General features: G+C 67.6%; 13 protein-coding genes. 9 read left to right on the forward strand and 4 right to left on the reverse strand.

What is annotated here, in order from left to right; genetic code table 11:
* Positions 1 to 38 precede the first annotated feature (38 nt).
* From HDC94_RS05845 to HDC94_RS05865, 5 genes are all read left to right on the forward strand, one after another.
* Complete coding sequence (locus HDC94_RS05845; RefSeq protein ID WP_179495753.1) at positions 39 to 521, forward strand: MarR family winged helix-turn-helix transcriptional regulator; 483 nt, start codon at positions 39 to 41, stop codon at positions 519 to 521.
* 274 nt (positions 522 to 795) lie between these two features.
* Positions 796 to 2,301, forward strand: a complete 1,506-nt coding sequence (locus HDC94_RS05850; protein ID WP_179495755.1) for an MmgE/PrpD family protein — start codon at positions 796 to 798, stop codon at positions 2,299 to 2,301.
* A gap of 88 nt (positions 2,302 to 2,389) precedes the next feature.
* On the forward strand, positions 2,390 to 3,283 hold the full coding sequence (gene prpB, locus HDC94_RS05855) for a methylisocitrate lyase (RefSeq protein WP_179495756.1): 894 nt from the start codon (positions 2,390 to 2,392) through the stop codon (positions 3,281 to 3,283).
* Positions 3,284 to 3,285: 2 nt separating this feature from the next.
* The gene (locus HDC94_RS05860) at positions 3,286 to 4,404 is read left to right on the forward strand and encodes a bifunctional 2-methylcitrate synthase/citrate synthase (RefSeq protein ID WP_218870472.1); all 1,119 of its coding nucleotides are present in this window, start codon (positions 3,286 to 3,288) and stop codon (positions 4,402 to 4,404) included.
* Positions 4,405 to 4,451: 47 nt separating this feature from the next.
* The gene (locus tag HDC94_RS05865; protein WP_179495761.1) at positions 4,452 to 5,273 is read left to right on the forward strand and encodes an aldo/keto reductase; all 822 of its coding nucleotides are present in this window, start codon (positions 4,452 to 4,454) and stop codon (positions 5,271 to 5,273) included.
* A gap of 227 nt (positions 5,274 to 5,500) precedes the next feature.
* Here the strand turns inward: HDC94_RS05865 and HDC94_RS05870 are convergent, their stop codons facing one another.
* Complete coding sequence (locus HDC94_RS05870; protein ID WP_179495763.1) at positions 5,501 to 6,253, reverse strand: MBL fold metallo-hydrolase; 753 nt, start codon at positions 6,251 to 6,253, stop codon at positions 5,501 to 5,503.
* A 76-nt stretch (positions 6,254 to 6,329) separates the two neighbouring features.
* On the reverse strand, positions 6,330 to 6,998 hold the full coding sequence (locus HDC94_RS05875) for a BMP family ABC transporter substrate-binding protein (protein WP_179495764.1): 669 nt from the start codon (positions 6,996 to 6,998) through the stop codon (positions 6,330 to 6,332).
* A 146-nt stretch (positions 6,999 to 7,144) separates the two neighbouring features.
* Between HDC94_RS05875 and HDC94_RS05880 the strand changes: the two genes are divergently transcribed.
* The 4 genes from HDC94_RS05880 (at position 7,145) to HDC94_RS05895 (ending at position 13,892) form a co-directional block, all read left to right on the forward strand.
* A complete protein-coding gene (locus HDC94_RS05880; protein WP_179495766.1) occupies positions 7,145 to 8,368 on the forward strand; it encodes a HupE/UreJ family protein in 1,224 nt (407 codons plus the stop codon).
* 127 nt (positions 8,369 to 8,495) lie between these two features.
* On the forward strand, positions 8,496 to 10,916 hold the full coding sequence (locus tag HDC94_RS05885; RefSeq protein ID WP_179495768.1) for a metallophosphoesterase family protein: 2,421 nt from the start codon (positions 8,496 to 8,498) through the stop codon (positions 10,914 to 10,916).
* A gap of 71 nt (positions 10,917 to 10,987) precedes the next feature.
* Positions 10,988 to 12,088: a WxL protein peptidoglycan domain-containing protein gene (locus HDC94_RS05890; RefSeq protein WP_179495770.1), complete on the forward strand. Its 1,101-nt coding sequence runs from the start codon at positions 10,988 to 10,990 to the stop codon at positions 12,086 to 12,088.
* A 28-nt stretch (positions 12,089 to 12,116) separates the two neighbouring features.
* Positions 12,117 to 13,892, forward strand: a complete 1,776-nt coding sequence (locus tag HDC94_RS05895) for a thioredoxin domain-containing protein (protein WP_179495772.1) — start codon at positions 12,117 to 12,119, stop codon at positions 13,890 to 13,892.
* On the opposite strand, the gene HDC94_RS05900 is transcribed toward HDC94_RS05895, so the two are convergent.
* Together HDC94_RS05900 and HDC94_RS05905 are read right to left on the reverse strand one after the other, a co-directional pair.
* A complete protein-coding gene (locus HDC94_RS05900) occupies positions 13,856 to 15,463 on the reverse strand; it encodes a carbohydrate-binding protein (RefSeq protein WP_179495774.1) in 1,608 nt (535 codons plus the stop codon). The genes HDC94_RS05895 and HDC94_RS05900 overlap by 37 nt on opposite strands.
* Positions 15,460 to 17,742, reverse strand: coding sequence for a glycosyltransferase family 2 protein (locus HDC94_RS05905; RefSeq protein ID WP_179495776.1), 2,283 nt, complete (start codon positions 17,740 to 17,742; stop codon positions 15,460 to 15,462). Before HDC94_RS05905 ends, HDC94_RS05900 begins: the two co-directional genes overlap by 4 nt.
* Positions 17,743 to 17,825: the final 83 nt, after the last annotated feature.

The following is a 17,825-nucleotide window of genomic DNA, read 5'->3' on the forward strand; positions in this document are numbered from 1 at the left end:
GAAGACATACTAGCTTCCGAGGAAGATATTATGAACCCATGGATCACGTCGACGGAATCATCGAGGAGTGGGAGCGTGAGCGGCCCGACCTGGACGTGAGCCCGATCGGCATCATCGGGCGTCTCCACCGGCTGGCGGCGGCGCTCACCGACGAACTCACGGAGATCTATCGTGAACACGGCCTGGGTGAGGGCGAGTTCGACGTGCTCGCGGCACTGAGGCGAGCGGGGGAGCCCTTCGAGCGGGCGCCGGGGGATCTCGCGAACCACACCATGGTGACGACCGGGGCCATGACCAAGCGCGTCGACCGGCTCGAGGCAGCCGGTCTCGTGACGCGCCGCCCCTCGGCGGACGATGGACGCGGCCGAGTCGTGGCGCTCACGGAGGAAGGCCGCGAGACCATCGACCGCGCGTTCGAGGCGCACATCGCCAACGAGCACCGCCTCGTCGGGATGCTCGACCCGGCCGATCGCGCAGCGCTCGAGCCGATCCTGAGGGCGTGGCTCCGGGAGCTGGGCTGAGGTGCCCGGAGTTCTGCGGGGGTGAGGTTTCGATAACGCCGGGCTTCGCCGCGGCTACTCAACCAACTGGTTGGGCCCCCAGTGGGTTGAGTAGCCGCGGCGAAGCTCGCCGTATCCCCTGCGGGTTGAGTAGGCGGCGCGAATCCCGCCGTATCCCTGCGGGTTGAGTAGGCGCGGCGAAGCCCGCCCTATCGAAACCTCACCTCCGAGATCGGACGGTCGCGAACGCGGCGGGCGGTAGCCTCGAAAGGTCAGCCGAAGGGACCCCACGCGCATGAAGCTTCACCCCGTACGCACCTATCCGAGCTCCGAGCACCTTCCTCGCGAGGAACAGCTCGCCTGGAAGATCGCGGAGGTCGCGAGCGAGAACATCGCCCCGACGGCGGATGTCACAGACATGGTGATCAACCGGGTGATCGACAACGCGGCCGTCGCCGCAGCATCCCTCACCCGCGCCCCGGTCGTGTCGGCCCGAGCGCAGGCCGAGGCCAACCTGGTCTCCCGCAACGGTGAGGGCTCAACGGTCTTCGGCAGCCCGCACCTCACGAGCCCAGAGTGGGCGGCGTGGGCCAACGGCGTTGCCGTGCGTGAGCTCGACTTCCACGACACGTTCCTCTCCGCCGAGTACTCGCACCCGGGTGACAACATCCCCGCGATCACGGCCGTCGCGCAGCACCTCAGTCGGAGCGGCGAGGAGCTGCTGCGCGGCATCGTCACGGGCTACGAGATCCAGGTTGACCTGGTCAAGGGCATCAGCCTCCACAAGCACAAGATCGACCACGTCGCCCACCTCGGGCCGAGCGCCGCAGCGGGCATCGGTACCCTCCTAGGCCTGCCGACCGAGACGATCTTCCAGGCCATCGGTCAGGCGCTCCACACGACGACCGCCACCCGCCAGTCGCGCAAGGGTGAGATCTCCACCTGGAAGGCCCACGCGCCCGCGTTCGCCGGCAAGATGGCGGTTGAGGCGGTCGACAGGGCCATGCGCGGGCAGACGAGCCCGACCCCGATCTACGAGGGTGAGGATGGCGTGATCGCCTGGCTCCTCGACGGGCCGGAGGGTCGCTACGAGGTTCCGCTGCCCGAGCGCGGTGAGGCGCGCGCGGCGATCCTCGACACGTACACGAAGGAGCACTCGGCGGAGTACCAGGCGCAGGCGTGGATCGACCTCGCCCGCAAGCTTGGTGCCGAGCATCCCGAGTTGCGAGACCCGGCGAACATCGTGCGCGCTGTGCTCCACACGAGCCACCACACGCACTACGTCATTGGCTCGGGCGCAAACGACCCCCAGAAGTACGACCCGACGGCCAGCCGCGAGACGCTGGATCACAGCATCCCGTACATCTTCACGGTCGCCCTCCAGGACGGCGAGTGGCACCACGAGCGCTCCTATGCACCGGAGCGCGCCGGTCGCCCGGACACGGTCGCCCTCTGGAACAAGGTCACAACAGTCGAGGACCCGGAGTGGACGCGGCGCTACCACTCGCTCGACATCACCGAGAAGGCGTTCGGTGGTCGCGTTGAGATCGAGCTCGCCGACGGCACGCGCATCGTCGACGAGATTGCGGTCGCGGATGCCCATCCTCTCGGAGCACGTCCGTTTGCCCGCGCGCAGTACATAAGTAAGTTCCGCGAGTTGAGCGACGGTGTGCTCGCCCCCGGCGAGATCGAGCGCTTCCTCGACACGGCCCAGCGCCTGCCGGAACTCACCGCCGTGGAGCTGAAGGGCCTCACCATCAACGGCACGTTCCCGGCCGTCACCCCGAAGGGCATCTTCTGATGCCCACGACCACCGAGTGTTCCGTTATGGCTGCTAAAACCGCCGGAATGACAGCCATATCGGAACACTCGCGAGAGGAGCTCCGCTGATGTTGTACACACAGAAGACCCCTGCAGAGAAGCACGCCAACCTCCGCGCGGTCCTGGACAGTGGCGAGCTCTTGCGCTTCCCGGGGGCGTTCAACCCGCTGAGCGCCAAGCTCATCCAGGACAAGTCGTTCGAGGGTGTCTACATCTCGGGCGCCGTGATCGCGGCAGACCTCGGCTTGCCCGACATCGGCCTCACGACCCTCACCGAGGTCGCCGGTCGTGCCGCGCAGATCTCCCGCATGACCGACCTGCCCACGCTCGTCGACGCCGACACGGGCTTCGGCGAGCCCATGAATGTCGCCCGCACCGTGCAGAGCCTCGAGGATGCCGGGGTCGCCGGTCTCCACATCGAGGACCAGGTCAACCCCAAGCGCTGTGGCCACCTCGATGGCAAGGCCGTCGTCGACGACGACAGCGCCATCAAGCGCATCAGGGCTGCGGCGGATGCCCGTCGTGACCCGAACCTGCTGATCATGGCTCGGACCGACATCCGTGCGATCGAGGGGTTGCAGGCGTCAATCGACCGCGCGAAGGCACTCGTGGATGCTGGCGCCGACGCGATCTTCCCCGAGGCTATGAAGGACCTCTCCGAGTTCGAGGCCATGACGAGCGCACTCGATGTCCCCGTGCTCGCGAACATGACCGAGTTCGGCAAGAGCGAGCTTTTCACCAACCAGCAACTGGCGGATGCCGGCATCCGAATCGTCATCTACCCGGTGAGCCTTCTCCGGCTCGCGATGGGCGCCGCGGAGAGGGGACTCGACACCCTGACGTCGGACGGCACGCTCGCCTCGACCGTGCCCGAGATGCAGACCCGTGCGAGGCTGTACGAGTTGCTCGACTACGAGGCCTACAACACGTTCGATACATCCATCTACAACTTCAAGGTGTGAACATGGACGACATCCGTAAGGGACTCGTCGGCGTCGTTGCCGACACGACCGCGATCTCGAAGGTCAACCCCGAGACGAACTCGCTGCTCTACCGCGGCTACCCCGTGCAGGAACTGGCCGAGAAGTGCTCCTTCGAGCAGGTCGCCTGGCTGCTGTGGATGGGCGAGCTGCCCAGCGCAGAGGAGCTCGCGGGCTTCCAGCAGACCGAGCGCTCGCAGCGCTCGCTCAACCCGACCGTGCGCCGCGCGATGGACGACCTGCCTCTCATCGCGCACCCCATGGACGTCGTGCGTACCGCGATCAGCGTGCTGGGGACCCTCGACTCGACGCTAGAGGGCGACAAGACCTGGGTCGATGCCGATCTCACCCAGCAGCGCTCGATCGCGATGTTCGCCCAGCTGCCCGCGATCGTCGCGTACACCCAGCGCCGCCTCTGGGGCAAGGACCCGATCGACCCGCGCGATGATCTTGGCTACTCCGCCAACTTCCTCTTCATGACCTTCGGCGAGGTGCCGAGCGAGACCGTCGTGAAGGCCTTCGACGTGTCGATGATCCTGTACGCGGAGCACTCCTTCAACGCGTCCACCTTCACCGCTCGCGTGATCGCCTCGACGCTGAGCGACGTCTACTCCTCGGTCACCGGTGCCATCGGCGCACTCAAGGGTCCGCTGCACGGCGGCGCCAACGAGGCGGTCATGCACGCCTTCCAGGAGATCCAGCGAGCGGATGCCGCGGCCGCCTGGCTCGACGAGGCCCTCGCCGCGAAGCGCAAGATCATGGGCTTCGGCCACCGGGTCTACAAGAACGGCGACTCGCGCGTTCCGACGATGAAGGCATCGCTCGAGCTCCTCGTCGCGGAGTACGACCGCCCCGAGGTGCTCGACCTGTACGACACCCTCGAGACGGCGATGTACGACGCGAAGGGCATCAAGCCCAACCTCGACTACCCGTCGGGCCCCGCGTACAACCTCATGGGCTTCGACACGACGATCTTCACGCCTCTATTCGTCGCCGCCCGCATCACGGGGTGGACCGCCCACGTGATGGAGCAGCTCGCGTCGAACGCGCTCATCCGCCCGCTCAGCGCCTACAGCGGCGTTGACCAGCGCGAAGTTCCGTAAAAAGGCAACCCCCCGGATGCACCGCCGAGCCGTCCTAGTCTTAACCCATGGACATCACGCTCAACGACGGCAAGACCATCCCCCAACTCGGCTTCGGCGTTTTCCAGGTCGACCCTGACGAGACAGAGCGCATCGTGAGTGATGCCCTCGAGGTCGGCTACCGCCACATCGATACGGCAGCGATCTACGGCAACGAGGTGGGTGTCGGGCGCGCGATTGCCGCCTCGGGAATCCCGCGCGAGGAGCTGTTCATCACGACCAAGCTCTGGAACAGTGACCAGGGCACGCAGTCCGCCTTCGACGCCATGGACCTGAGCCTCGCGAAGCTCGGGCTCGACCACGTCGACCTGTATCTCATCCACTGGCCCCGCCCCGATCTCGATCGGTACATCGAGACCTGGCACGTGTTCGAGCAGCTGCAGGAGCGGGGGCTCGCGACATCCATCGGCGTCTCGAACTTCCACGAGAACCACCTCGACCGCCTCATCGCGGCCAGCAGCGTCGTGCCCGCCGTCGACCAGATCGAACTGCACCCCGGCTTCGCCCAGGGTCCGCTGCGCGAGTACCTCGCGGGCAAGGGCATCGCGACGGAGGCCTGGGGGCCGCTCGGCCAGGGCAAGTACGACCTGTTCGGGATGTCACCGGTTGCCGATGCCGCGGCAGCGCACGGGGTGACACCGGCTCAGGCCGTCATCCGCTGGCATCTGCAGCACGGCATCATCGTGTTCCCGAAGACGAACTCGCGCGAGCGCATGGCCGAGAACTTCGACGTGTTCGGCTTCGAGCTGACGGACGCCGAAATGGCCGCGATCGACGGCCTCGACCAGGGCCTGCGCGTGGGTTCCAACCCGGACACGGCGACGTTCTAGCGGGGTGCCCGCCCCACGGTGGGTTGAGTAGCCGCGGCGCCAGCCCGGCGTTATCGAAACCTCACATCCGAAGTACCTCGGTGGTGAGGTTTCGATAACGGCCGCTGCGCGGGCCTACTCAACCAGCCGTGTTTATTTGCCGATGCCCGAGACGGGCATCGGCGCTGGCGTCGCGGCGAAGGCCAGAAATGGCCTTCGCTCCAAGCTCCAGCGCGCTACTCAACCAACTAAGACAGCTCCACCGTCACAGCACGCGGTGTCGGCACGAGCAGCCCTGTTCCCTCGAACGCGGCCTCCAGCTGCTCGCGATTCTCGGTGAAGTGCTCCCAGTCGTCGGTGTGGATGCCGACGACCTTGCTGACGCCGAGCATCGTGGCGGCTGTGACTGCGTCCGCCGAGGTGAGCGTGAGGTAGGCGTCGATGTCGGGCACCCGCACGGCCCCGGCGAAGAGCACGGCAATGTCGATGTGGTCGAACGCCCCCGCGATCTGCTCCACCAGGGGCAGCGAGGCGTTGTCGCCGGACACGTAGATGGTGGGCTCACCGGGCGCCTCGAGCACGAAGCCGATCACGGGACCGAGCCGCGCCTCCGAGCCGGGAGGTCCGTGAAGCGCCGGAACCGCCGTGATGGTGACACCGCCGATCTCGTGGGTCTCCCAGTTGTCGAGTCCGACCACGCCGCCACCGAACAGGTCGGTGCCCGCCTTGGTGGTGCTGAGCGTCGGCACCCCTGTGGCGAGCAGTTCGAGTCCCTCGTAGTCGAGGTTGTCCTCGTGCTCGTGGTGCGACAGCAGAACGAGGTCCACGTGGCCGAGCTCGGAGCGCGGGATGCCGGGGCCTGTCGTCTTCACGAGCGGAGAGTCATCCGGCTCGCCATAGCTGCCGGGCGGGTCGAACGTGGGGTCCGTCACGATGCGCAGTCCCGCATACTCCAGCACGGCCGTGGGGCCGCCGATCCAGGTGAGAGTCGTCGTCGACATAGAGTCAGGCTAGTCGTGATTCCTGCATCAATCCGGTGTGCGGCGAGCACCCGATATCGCGCCGTGGGGGCGCCGCTCAGTCGTCGAGGGCGAGCACGATCCCGGTGTATCCGTGCAGCACGCTCGCGACGCCAGCCCCCGTGGCGGTGAGCGCCTGCTCGTCGGTCGCTGCAGAATCCTCGGCGTCGGTGGCCTCGCTGATCCCGCTGCCGCGGAAGCTCGCACCCGGCCACACCACGGCGGTCACGTTGTGTGTCGGCTCGGGCAACTGTGCGCCCACCACGAGGAACTCCTGCGCGAGGTGCTGCGAGGTGATGAGCGCGAAGATGTCCACGATTCCCCGCCCGGCACCGATCACGAGGTCGATGTCGCGCTCCTCGCTCGCCTCGGTGATCGCCGCCTCGATCTCGTCGTCGTTGTCCGCCGCCCAGATCTCGACGTGAATGTCCCGGGCTGCGGCCCACTCCATGACTCCCCGGGCCAGAGCGTCAGCGGTCGGGTCGCTCGTGGCGGTGATCAACCCCACCCGGTAGCCGTGCGGTGGCTCGACGCCCTCCCACGAGCCCGCCTCAGGGGAGATCGTGGCCTCCGGCGATGGCGACGGGTTGCTGCCGAGGAACTCTGGCCCGAGTGCCACGTCGGTGCCCGAGGTCGTTGTCGAGACCTCGGCCGCGGGCACGCATGACACGAGCAGTGCGGCGGAGAGGATTATCGCGGACACGGTCAGGGGGAGCCGAAGACGCATGCGTCGAGTCTCAGGGGAGGGAACGACGCCCCGTGGACGCGAAGGTGTCCGGCTGGTTACGACGAGGGGAGCGATTGTCGTCGCGCGGCTACGGGCCGTTCATTCCGGTCCGGCATCCTCGCTGCTTCCGCACCTTCAGGAGTGACATGTTCAAGACCCCGAGTCCCACCCGTCGAGATCTCGTTCGGGGTGCGGCTGTTGTCGTGCTGGCCTCGGCGGCGCTGTCGGTGGCGGCCGCGGCATCCGCGCACGGTTTCTCCTCGACGGTCTACGCGGATGCCACGGAGACGGCCCCGGGCGCAGTGAGCGTCGAACTCGACCTCGAGTACGACCTCCTCGTCGTCTCCGCAGCCGAGAACGAGAGCGACCCGGACTTCTTCGAGGACGGCATGGCCCTCTTCGAGACCGGGGAGGAGGCGACAGCGCTCGAGGAGTACTCCACCACGGTGCAGGACTACGTCACCGAGCGCTTCACGGTGGCGGCGGACGGCCTCGCGTGCGTGCCATCCCCGCCGAGTGGGTACGAGTCGCACATCCGCGACGATGTGCCCTACGCGCTGTTCACCCTCGACTACGCCTGCGAGACCGATCGCGAGGATCCGGACTACGAGATCCGCAGCAGACTCTTCCCCGATGCCGAGGGCTACGTCACGGGCACGACGACCGTGCTCGAGTTCGATCTCGGTGGCGAATCGGGAAGCGCAGCGCTGGGCTCCGACTCGACGTTCTCGACCGCCCAGCCACTGGGGGAGCGCCTGCTGGAGTTCTTCCTGCTCGGCGCCGAGCACCTCCTCAGCGGCATCGACCACATCCTGTTCCTCCTCGCCCTGATCGTCGGTTCGCGTCGACTCCGCGACGTGGTGCTTGCGGCAACGGCGTTCACCGTCGCCCACTCCATCACGTTCCTCCTCGCAGCCCTCGGACTCGTCACGATCCCTGCATCGATCGTCGAGCCCGTCATCGCAATGTCCATCGCGATCGTCGGTGCGTGGTACCTGTGGACGGTGTGGCGCCGGCGCGGTCACGAGTTCGATCCGGTACCCGTTCCCCGCGGACTGTGGGGCCTGAACAGGGCGGACTGGCTCCGACTTGCCGTGGTGTTCGCCTTCGGGCTCGTCCACGGGCTCGGGTTCGCCAGCGCGCTCGGCATTGACGAGCCCTGGTCGATGACCCTCCTCTGGTCCCTCGTCGTCTTCAACCTCGGGATCGAGTTCACCCAGCTCGCGATCATCATCATCGTGTTCCCCCTCCTCCTGCTGCTGCGCCGCCGGGCGCCCAGGGTCGGCCTCTGGGTGGGCGTCGCGGTTGCCGTCGTGGTGACGGTCTTCGGTCTGATCTGGTTCGTCGAGCGCGTTCTCGGCCTTGGTTGACGCACCTTGTGCGGGCGGTCACGAGGTCGTACCCGACCGTTCATCTGCGATTCATGCCGGGCCGCGACCGTACTAGAGCACTTCCCACCCTCTCTCCCCGAAAGGCGATGATTTCACCATCATGGCGATGACTCCATCGGCCGGAAGGCGCTCTTCACGCGTCCTCCGTTCCACTCTCGTGGGGGTCGTACTGACCTCCCTCGTCGGCGGCTCCGTCGCGTTCGCTGCTCTCAGCGCGAACGCAGCGACGACGCTCCCGGCGAACTACCTCACGACCTCGAGCTCGTGGCGGTACTCCGACAACAACACGGACCCGGCCGCGGGCAACGCCAACCGCCTCGTGTGGACCGGAGCGGCGTTCGACGACACGGCGTGGAAGACCGGCGTCGGCCCGTTCGGCGCCAAGAACGGCTCGGCAACCCCCAACCTGGGATCCAACTTCCCCGTGTCCAAGGTGCTCAACCACTACATCGACCCGAGCGCAGCGACCAAGGTCACCATCCCGACCTATCACTTCCGCTCCACCTTCACGGTGAGCTCCGATGAGCTCTCCGCGTTGTCGTCGCTGAGCGGTCGGATCGTCTACGACGACGCCGTCCAGATCTTCGTCAACGGCACCAAGGTGGCGGGTTTCGTTGACTCGCGCGTCGAGGCCGCTGCCGAGAACGAGCGCAATCTCACCTATGCAGGCGAGTCCGGAGGTGACCCCGTCACCTCGACGTTCACCGTCCCGTCCGCTGCCCTCGTCTCCGGAACCAACACGATCGCGATCGCGCTGTACCAGGATCGCTCGAGCAGCAGCGACATCTACCTCGACCTCAAGGAGCTCACACCGGTTGCCACGACTGGTGGTAGCGCGACGATCTCCGACGTGGTTCTCGGAGTGGGTGCCACCGAGCAGGAGCGTCTGGTGACCTGGTACTCCTCGGCCGACACGGCCCAGGTGGCCCAGTTCGCGCCCTCCACCGCAGTGGTGAACGGAGCGTTCCCCTCGTCTGCGGTGACCGTCCAGGCCACGGGCGCGGCAACCACGAGCGGCGAGTTCAACCGCGTCGCGACCCTCGCTGGACTCGCCGAGAACACGGCATACGTCTACCGGGTCGGCTCCGAGGGCAACTGGTCGCCCGTCAGCTCCTTCCGCACTCGCAGCTTCGATGGCGACTACAGCTTCCTGTTCTTCGGTGACCCGCAGCTCGGTGCCTCCGGCAACCTCGCGAACGACACGGCCGGCTGGGTCGACACCCTGAACGTCTCGCTCGCCGCCTACCCGGATGCCGAGATGCTGTTCTCCTCCGGCGACCAGGTCGAGACCGCCTCGAACGAGGCCCAGTACACATCGTTCCTCAGCCCCGAGGCGCTCCGCCAGGTTCCGTTCGTCGCGACCAACGGAAACCACGACGTCGGCTCCAAGGCCTACGAGCAGCACTTCGCAACGCCGAACACCGACCGTACGGCCGGACCCGGCTCCGGCTCGGGATCGGGTGGCGACTACTGGTTCATCTACAAGGACGTGCTGTACATCAACCTCAACTCGAACAGCCGCAACTACGCGTCGCACGAGGCGTTCATCCGCCAGGTGATCGCGGACCACGGCAGCGAGGCCAAGTGGAAGATGGTGGCCTACCACCACTCGATCTACTCGGCCGGCCCGCACGCGACGGACTCGGATGTCGTCGACCGTCGCAGCACGTGGCCGACCCTGTTCTCGGAGCTGGGTATCGACCTCGTTCTCCAGGGCCACGACCACAGCTACGCTCGCACCTACCTCCTCCGCAACGGCGAGAAGGCTGACGCGAACGAGCAGGCCGGTGCCGACACGGTGACGCCGGGCCCCGGTGGCGTGCTCTACCTGACGGCGAACTCGGCGTCCGGCTCGAAGTACTACGGCCTCCAGTCGCAGGCGTTCGCCTGGGCTTCGGTGAAGAACCAGGAGAACGTGCGCAACTACACGGCCGTCGAGGTCACCGACGATGCACTCACGGTCAAGACACTGCGCTCGCAGGCGTTCGGCTCGGACAAGCCGGTCAACTCGATCGTCGACCAGGTGACGATCCAGCGTGCGATCGACCCGAACAGCCAGCGTCTCCAGGTCACCGTCCCCGAAGGCGCTCCCGGCGAGTTCGTCTGGGCCGTCGACGGATCGAACGGAATCGTCGACCTCGGTACGGCGACCGCGAACGGCGATCACTTCCTCGCCACCGGTGCGATCAACCCGATCCGTGTCACGGACACGCGTCGCGCGGCACCCGCGTGGGCCGTGTCGGCACAGGCAGGCGACTTCACCTCGGGTGACAAGTCCTTCTCGGGCAAGTACCTCGGATGGACGCCGAAGGTCGTCGAGCAGGGCGCCGGCGCGGTCGCAGGTGCTGCGGTCGGATCGGGCTTCACGAGCGGTGACGGTCTCTCGGTGCCGTCGACCCTCGGTAGCGCTGACGTCGGCCACTCGCGTGGATCGGCGAAGCTCGGCGCTGACCTCGAGCTGAAGATCCCGGTGGATGTCACGGACGGCACCTACCGTTCGACGCTCACCATCACCGCACTCGGCTAACAGCAGTACCCGTGGGGGTGGGCGCCTCGTGCGCCCACCCCCACACACCCGTTTCTCCTAAGGACCCTCTTGTGACCTCCCGCACCCGCTCCCTTCGTACCGCCCTCCTCGCCGTCGCTGTCGCCAGCGGACTGGTGCTCACCGGCCCGATGCTCGCCTCCGCCCAGAGCGGCCTTCGAGCGGACGACGTCACGTGGGGCGTCCGCACCGCGTCTAACGAGTACGGGACGGCTCGCAGCAACTTCACGTATGCGATCGAGCCCGGCCAGACGCTGACCGACGCCCTCGTCATCACGAACCACGACGCGGTCGACCTCGATCTCGACGTCTATGCGGCGGACGCATTCACGAGCCCGAGCGGCGAGCTGACCGTTCTCACCCGCGACGAGTCGTCGCAGGATGCCGGACTCTGGGTGTCGATGGACCGGGACCACGTGAAGCTCACCGGCGGTGAGGTGGTCGAGGTGCCCTTCACGGTCACCATCCCCGAGAACGCGACCCCGGGCGACTATGCGGCGGGCATCGTCACCTCCCTCACCCGTGAGGACGCGGCCCAGGGCATCGATGTTGACAGGCGCCTGGGCGTGCGCATCTACTTCCGCGTGGGCGGAGTCGTGCATCCCGACCTGACCGTCGAGAACATGTCGGTGCGCTACGACGGATCGTTCATCCCCTTCGCCCCGGGCTCGGCGACCCTCTCGTACACCGTTCGCAACACCGGCAACGTGCGCCTCGCGAGCCAGACGGCCGCTGCCACCTCGGGACCCTTCGGCCTGTTCAGCGTCTCGGCAATCGACGTCGCCCCGGTTCCCGAACTGCTTCCGGGTGAATCCTGGGACGTCGAGGTGCCCATCGACGGGGTACCTGCAACGTTCTGGGTCGGGGCAGAGGTCAGGCTCACGCCCGTCGTGCCCGCGCTCGACGGGGCTCCGGAGCCTCCTGCGGCTCCCGAGGTGACCGCCCAGGGCGGCACGTGGGGAATCCCGTGGTCGACGCTCGCGCTGCTGCTCATCATTGCCCTCGCAGTGATCGTGACCCTCCGCCAGCGGCGTCGCCGGAAGGTCGCGCGTGCTGAGCGGGAGGCCGCGCTGGTCGCGGCAGCGGTGGAGTCGGCCCTGCGTGAGGCGGGAGTCGAGGCATCCCCGACCGAGGACACCGCAGCCCAGCGATGAGGCGGGGCCACCCGCATACGCTGGGGTGATGGCCTCACGAATCGCCGACGCAGCGAGCCCGTACCTCCGGTCCCACGCGGGTAACCCCGTCGACTGGTGGCCCTGGGGCCCCGAGCCCTTCGAGGAGGCGAGACGTCGCGACGTCCCCGTCATGGTCTCGATTGGCTACTCGACCTGCCATTGGTGCCACGTGATGGCTCGGGAGAGCTTCAGCGACCCGGAGATCGCCGCATACCTGAACGCCAACGCCGTCTCGATCAAAGTCGACAGGGAGGAGAACGTCGAGGTCGATTCGAGCTACCTCGCTGCGGCCGGAGCGTTCACCCAGAACCTGGGCTGGCCACTCACCGTCTTCGTCACGCCCGAGGGTCGCGCCTTCTTCGCGGGTACCTACTATCCGCCGAGTCCCGTGCAGGGGCACCCGTCGTTCCGCCAGGTCCTCGACGCCGTCTTCGCCGCGTGGCGGGATCGCCGCGAGGAGGTCGAGGCCAATGGGGCGGCGATAGCGGATGCCCTGAGCCGGGGTGCCGTGGAGCCCGGCGACCTCGTCACCGACGTCACACCGGTGCTGGCATCCCTCGCCGCTCTCGAGGACACCACCCACGGTGGTTTCGGCGGGGCACCCAAGTTCCCGGTCTCACCGGTCCTGCGGTTCCTCGTCGACCAGGGCGATGAGCTCGGTATTCGCACACTCGACGCCATGGCGGCATCCCCACTGCGGGACCCGGTCGATGGCGGATTCTTCCGCTACGCGACCCGCGCAGACTGGAGCGAGCCGCACTACGAGCGGATGCTCTACGACAACGCGCAACTCCTCGCGTGCTACGCGCTCGCTGGTCGGGCGAGCATCGCCGAGGGCATCGCGAGCTTCCTGCTCACCACCCTCCAGCAGCCGAACGGCGGCTTCGCGAGCGCCCAGGACAGCGAGTCGACGGTCGACGGCCAGCGCGTGGAGGGGTTCTACTACACGCTGGATGCCGCGAGCCGTGCGCGCCTCGAGGCCCCACCGCTCGACGGCAAGATCCTCACGGGGTGGAACGGTCTCGCCATCGATGCCCTCGCGCTCGCGGGTCGGCTTCTCGATCGCCCGGACTGGATAGCCGCGGCTCGTCGAGGTGCCGACTTCCTGCTCGAGCACCACCGAGTCGAGGGCCGACTCGTCCATGCCTCGATCGGCTCAACACTCTCCCCGGCGGTTGCGACGCTCGAGGACTACGGACTCCTCGCGCAGGGCCTCCTGGGCCTCGCGCTGGCGACCGGCGAGGTCCGCTACGCCGTCGAGGCCCGTGGCCTGCTCGACGCCTCGGCTGCCGCAGGCGAACCGTTCGGTATTCCCGAGGGGAGGGATCCCGTGCTCGAGGCGCAGGGCATCCGCGTCGAGGTCGACCCCGCGGACGGGGCGCTGCCGTCCGGGTGGAGCGCCGTGGCATCCGCCAGCGAAGTGCTCTACTCACTCACGGCGCGGCCGGACTACCGCGAACGCAGTATCGCGGCCCTCGGCCCGGTCGCACGCTTCGCCACAAGCACGCCGATCTCGGCGGGGGCGGCGCTCGACGTCATGGCGAGGCTCGCGGGGCCCCTCAGGCAGGTCATCGTCGTGACCGAGAGCCCGGATGCCGCGGCCACAGCCCGGCGAGACCCGGCCACCACCGCAGTGGTGACCGGATCGCAGGCCGAGGCGTTCGCGAGTGCGGGGTTCGAACTGTTCGAGGGACGCACGACCCGTGACGGGTTCACGACGACCTACGAGTGCGAGGCCTTCGTCTGTCAGTTGCCGGTCGTCGTGCCCGACCCGTCGCCCTGAGCGGCGATCAGCTCGTCGACGTCGGCCTGGGTGAGCGGCACCCAGGGCGAATCGTCCGGGTTGGATGACTGTGCCTCCGGGCTGTCACCCTGCGTCCACCACTTGGCGCGGTACGGCACGTCCTCGAAGGTCACGATGGTGCCCTTCTCGTAGATCGCCGTGCCGGCCCACTCGGGGAACATCCCCGGCGTGAGCACGCGAGTGTCGATCGGCTTCTCGCCGGGAAGGACGGGGCCAAGAAGCTCCCACGGGGTCTCCCACGCGTTGAGCACGGGGTTGTCCGGGAGGTCGCCGACCGTCCACCACTTCGCCTGGTACACGTTGTGGTGCCAGACGATCTTGGTGCCCTCGAGGTAGGTCGACGTCTTCGACCAGATCGGGTACGGGCTCTTCGCCGGGTCGTCAACGAGGTCGGCGGGGTCGACGGGCTCCGAGGTGGTCACCCGCGACGCCGAACCGATGATGGAGCCAGAGAAGCCTGCAGCGAGTGTCGTCGAGAAGCGGCTGTCGCCCTGGTCGATCCCGCTGCACGAGTTCGAGACCACCGAGAGCGTCGTGTAGTTGCTGCCGCACGTGCGGTCGCGGTTGAGCGACCACATCGACATGCGGCCGAGGCCCTTCTCGAGCGCGAACGCGTTGAGGTCTGCGGCATCCTGCAGCCCGAAGACCTCGTCCTTCACGTCGTTCTGCCCGATCATGGGCGTCGCACCGAGCTTCGTCCAGACCGTGGCATCCGAGAGGGGGATGTCGGCAAGCTGGTACAGCGTCTTGAGCTGCTTGTGCGTGGCCTCGAGAGCCTGCACGGATGTCTCGGCCATCGTCTGGGTGGCGTCCCGGCTGTCGCCGAAGTCCATCGTCATCACGTTGACCCCCGCGAGATCCACGCCAGCGTTCAGCAGCGCGGCGACCGCGTTCGTGCCGTCCTCGGTGAGGCCGGTCGGGGACACGGGGAGGGTCACCCACACCGCGAGCCCGTCCTCGTCCTCGGCCTGCAGCTGGGCGATCGCCGCGGCCCGGCGCTCGTTCGCTGCGGCATCGGCGAGGCCGGCGCCCTCGAGGTCGAGATCGATCGTCGACACGGAGTACCGGTCGATGACCGAACGGTAGGCGGTCACGAGCTGGTCGACGTACTCACAGGTGGTGGCGAGCTCATGCCCGCGCTGACCGCCGAAGGAGATGGCGATGTCTCCGCCGCGCTCGCGCAGCAGGGCGATGCGCCGGTCGAGCTCGAGCTCCTGGTTGGCCTCCTCCGGCGTGTAGTACCCGCCCCACGAGGGGGAGCACACGTCGTCGGGACCGGTGACGATGAACGAGAGCACGACCTGGTCGGTCTTGGCGGTGTCCGTCGACGCGGTGGTCGAGCCGGTGTCGGCGGACTCGAACGCGAAGGTGGGGGTGGCCGTGACATCCGCGTATCCCGCGAACCACGGGTCCTGCGAGGGCTCGGCCTGCGCCGACGCCCAGGACTGGTAGCCGACGAGCCCGCCACCGACGAGACCCGCGAGCACGGCTACGGCGATGGTGACCCGCAGGGGGGAGAGACGCATTCCCTCGTGGACGCGCGAGCTCATCGGTTGACCTCCGCGGGCTCGCGCTGCGTGCTCGGCGTGAGGGCGAGGGCAGAGCGCGTTGGAGCGACACCGCCCACCGGGTCGGCGCCGTAGTGGAGCACCGCACGCCAGTCCAGCTCGCGCGCGCCAGGGGCAGGCGTCGAGCGCTTGTCGGCGACGTAGAGCCACTTGGTCGCGCCGAACCAGAGATCGACCAGCGAGTTGCCGATGCCGATGTAGGCGAGGATCGCGGCGGTGGCGAGAATCGCGTTGATGCCGGCGAACGCCGCGTTGCCCCAGTTGGCGACTGCCACGTCACGCAGGAAGGTGAGCACGGAGAACGCCACGATCAGGTACGGCACGAGCACGAAGAGGAACTGTGCGGCCGTGCGGTTCTTGACCTTCGGCGTACGGGCGAACGGGATCTTCTGGTTCGTGATCGCCTGCTGCATCGACTTCAGGACACCGGCCAGGTTGACGGGCAGGAGGATCAGGTTGAAGCCGTAGATCCAGAAGACGTCGGTGTAGCGGTAACCGCAGTAGCGGAGGTCGCTGGCCATCGCGAGGAAGTAGGGGAGCGCCGCGAGAAGGATGATCGGGCTCAGGAGCCTGCTGTCGTAGGGGTACGCGAGCAGGAAGAGCAGGCCGAAGCTCGCCCAGGCGATGGAGGCCATGTAGTTGGTCCGCAGCGCGATCTCCGTGAAGCTCACGCGCTTGCCCCGTGCCCGCTGCGTGCGCACGTACGACCACAGCTTGGGCAGGATGAGGAGACCACCGTTGGCCCAACGGCGACGCTGGACGATGAGCGAGCCGAAGTCCGGCGGGGTTGCGCTGTAGCTCAGGCGCTCGGGGTAGTTGACGAGCGTCCACCCGTGCCCGGCGAGGTCGACACTCGACTCGGTGTCCTCGATGACCGTACGGTCCTGCACGAAGCGGGAGATCGGGAAGCCATCGACGTACTCGATCTCGACGATGTCGCTGAGGGCGCGCTTGCGGATGACCGCGTTGGCGCCCACCCAGAACGTCGCGTTGAAGTGCGTGAAGCCCTGGTGGAGGATGTGCTGCAGGTCGGTCGTCGCACCGGCCAGTCGCTCGATGCGGGTCGGTGCACCGCGGAACGCGGAGTACGGGGTCTGGGTGACCGCGACGCGCTCGTTCTCGGGCTGCTCCAGGAAGTAGACGAGGCGCAGGCAGTAGTCGCGCAGCAGCACGGAGTCCGCGTCGAGCGTGAGGATGTAGTCGGAATCCGGGATGTGCAGCTCGCCGTCGGGGTCGGCCACGAGCACGGGGCCGCGCGGGGTGTCCTCAGTGCGGTACCGGGAGCCCATGAGGCCGATGTAAGAGTTCAGGTTCATCGCCTTGTTCGCCTCGTGGCTGAGCGAGGCGAACGTCTTGCGCTCGAACGTCTCCAGCTCCACCGAGAAGATCCAGGCGAGGCGGCGGTGCAGCTCGAGGAGGCGGGAGTCGCCGATGGTCTCGCCAGCATTGTCGGCCGCCTCCAGGGCGACGGACGTCAACTCGAGTTCGGCGGCGAGTCCGAGCAGCACCTCCGTGGCGAAGAACTCGTCGACGTGGTCGGTGCGGTCGTGACGCTCGGCCTTGTCGGTCAGCCAAGCGGCAGCCCAGGCGTAGTGCTCCGACAGTTCGCGCGTCGCTGAAGCATCGAGCCCGTGGCGGTGCGACTCGATTTCGGCGTCGATGAGGGCCTCGCTGAAGCGCGCTGCGGGCTCGGCGAGTTCCGCCTGGATCTCCGCTGCGAGCGCGCGGGTGGCGTCGAGCCGCGCGGCGATCGCCGGGTCGGTGGGGTGGGGCGGGTCATCCACGAGCAGGACGACACGAAGCGACGGGTACTCCTGGAGTGCCGCAGACCAGAGAGTAGTGCGCACCACGTCGGGCTCCTCCGCGTAGGAGGGCACGAGCACCGTCATCGGCCGCTGGTTGAAGGTGAAGTGGTAGTCGAGCTGGGCGCGAGCCACGCGCTGGTGGGAGGCGAATCGCAGCAGGGCACCCTGCCTGGCGACGAGGTACATGAGCGCGGAGAACGTGAGGAAGCTCACAACCACGAGGTAGAACATCGTCTCCATCGTGAACTGGAAGCTGATCATGCCGTTGTCGAAGAACTGACGGATGATCGTCGTCACGACATAGGCGAGCCAGGCGACCACCGTGGCCACGATGGCGACGCCACCGAGGGTGATCTTGCGGCTCGAGGGTACGGGGTGAACAGTGGGCAGGGGGCGCGTTCGGGTCTCAGCGCCCCACTGCCGACGGCGCGCTGAAGCGCCCGGCTTGATGGGCATGTCGGGTCCTTGAGGGTGGCGCGATATTGGCAGACTCGGGTTGCTGCCATCGGGTATATCGCTTTCGCAGTCTAGGGAAGCAA

This window comes from Leifsonia sp. AK011 (assembly GCF_013410945.1).
Lineage (GTDB): Bacteria > Actinomycetota > Actinomycetes > Actinomycetales > Microbacteriaceae > Rhodoglobus.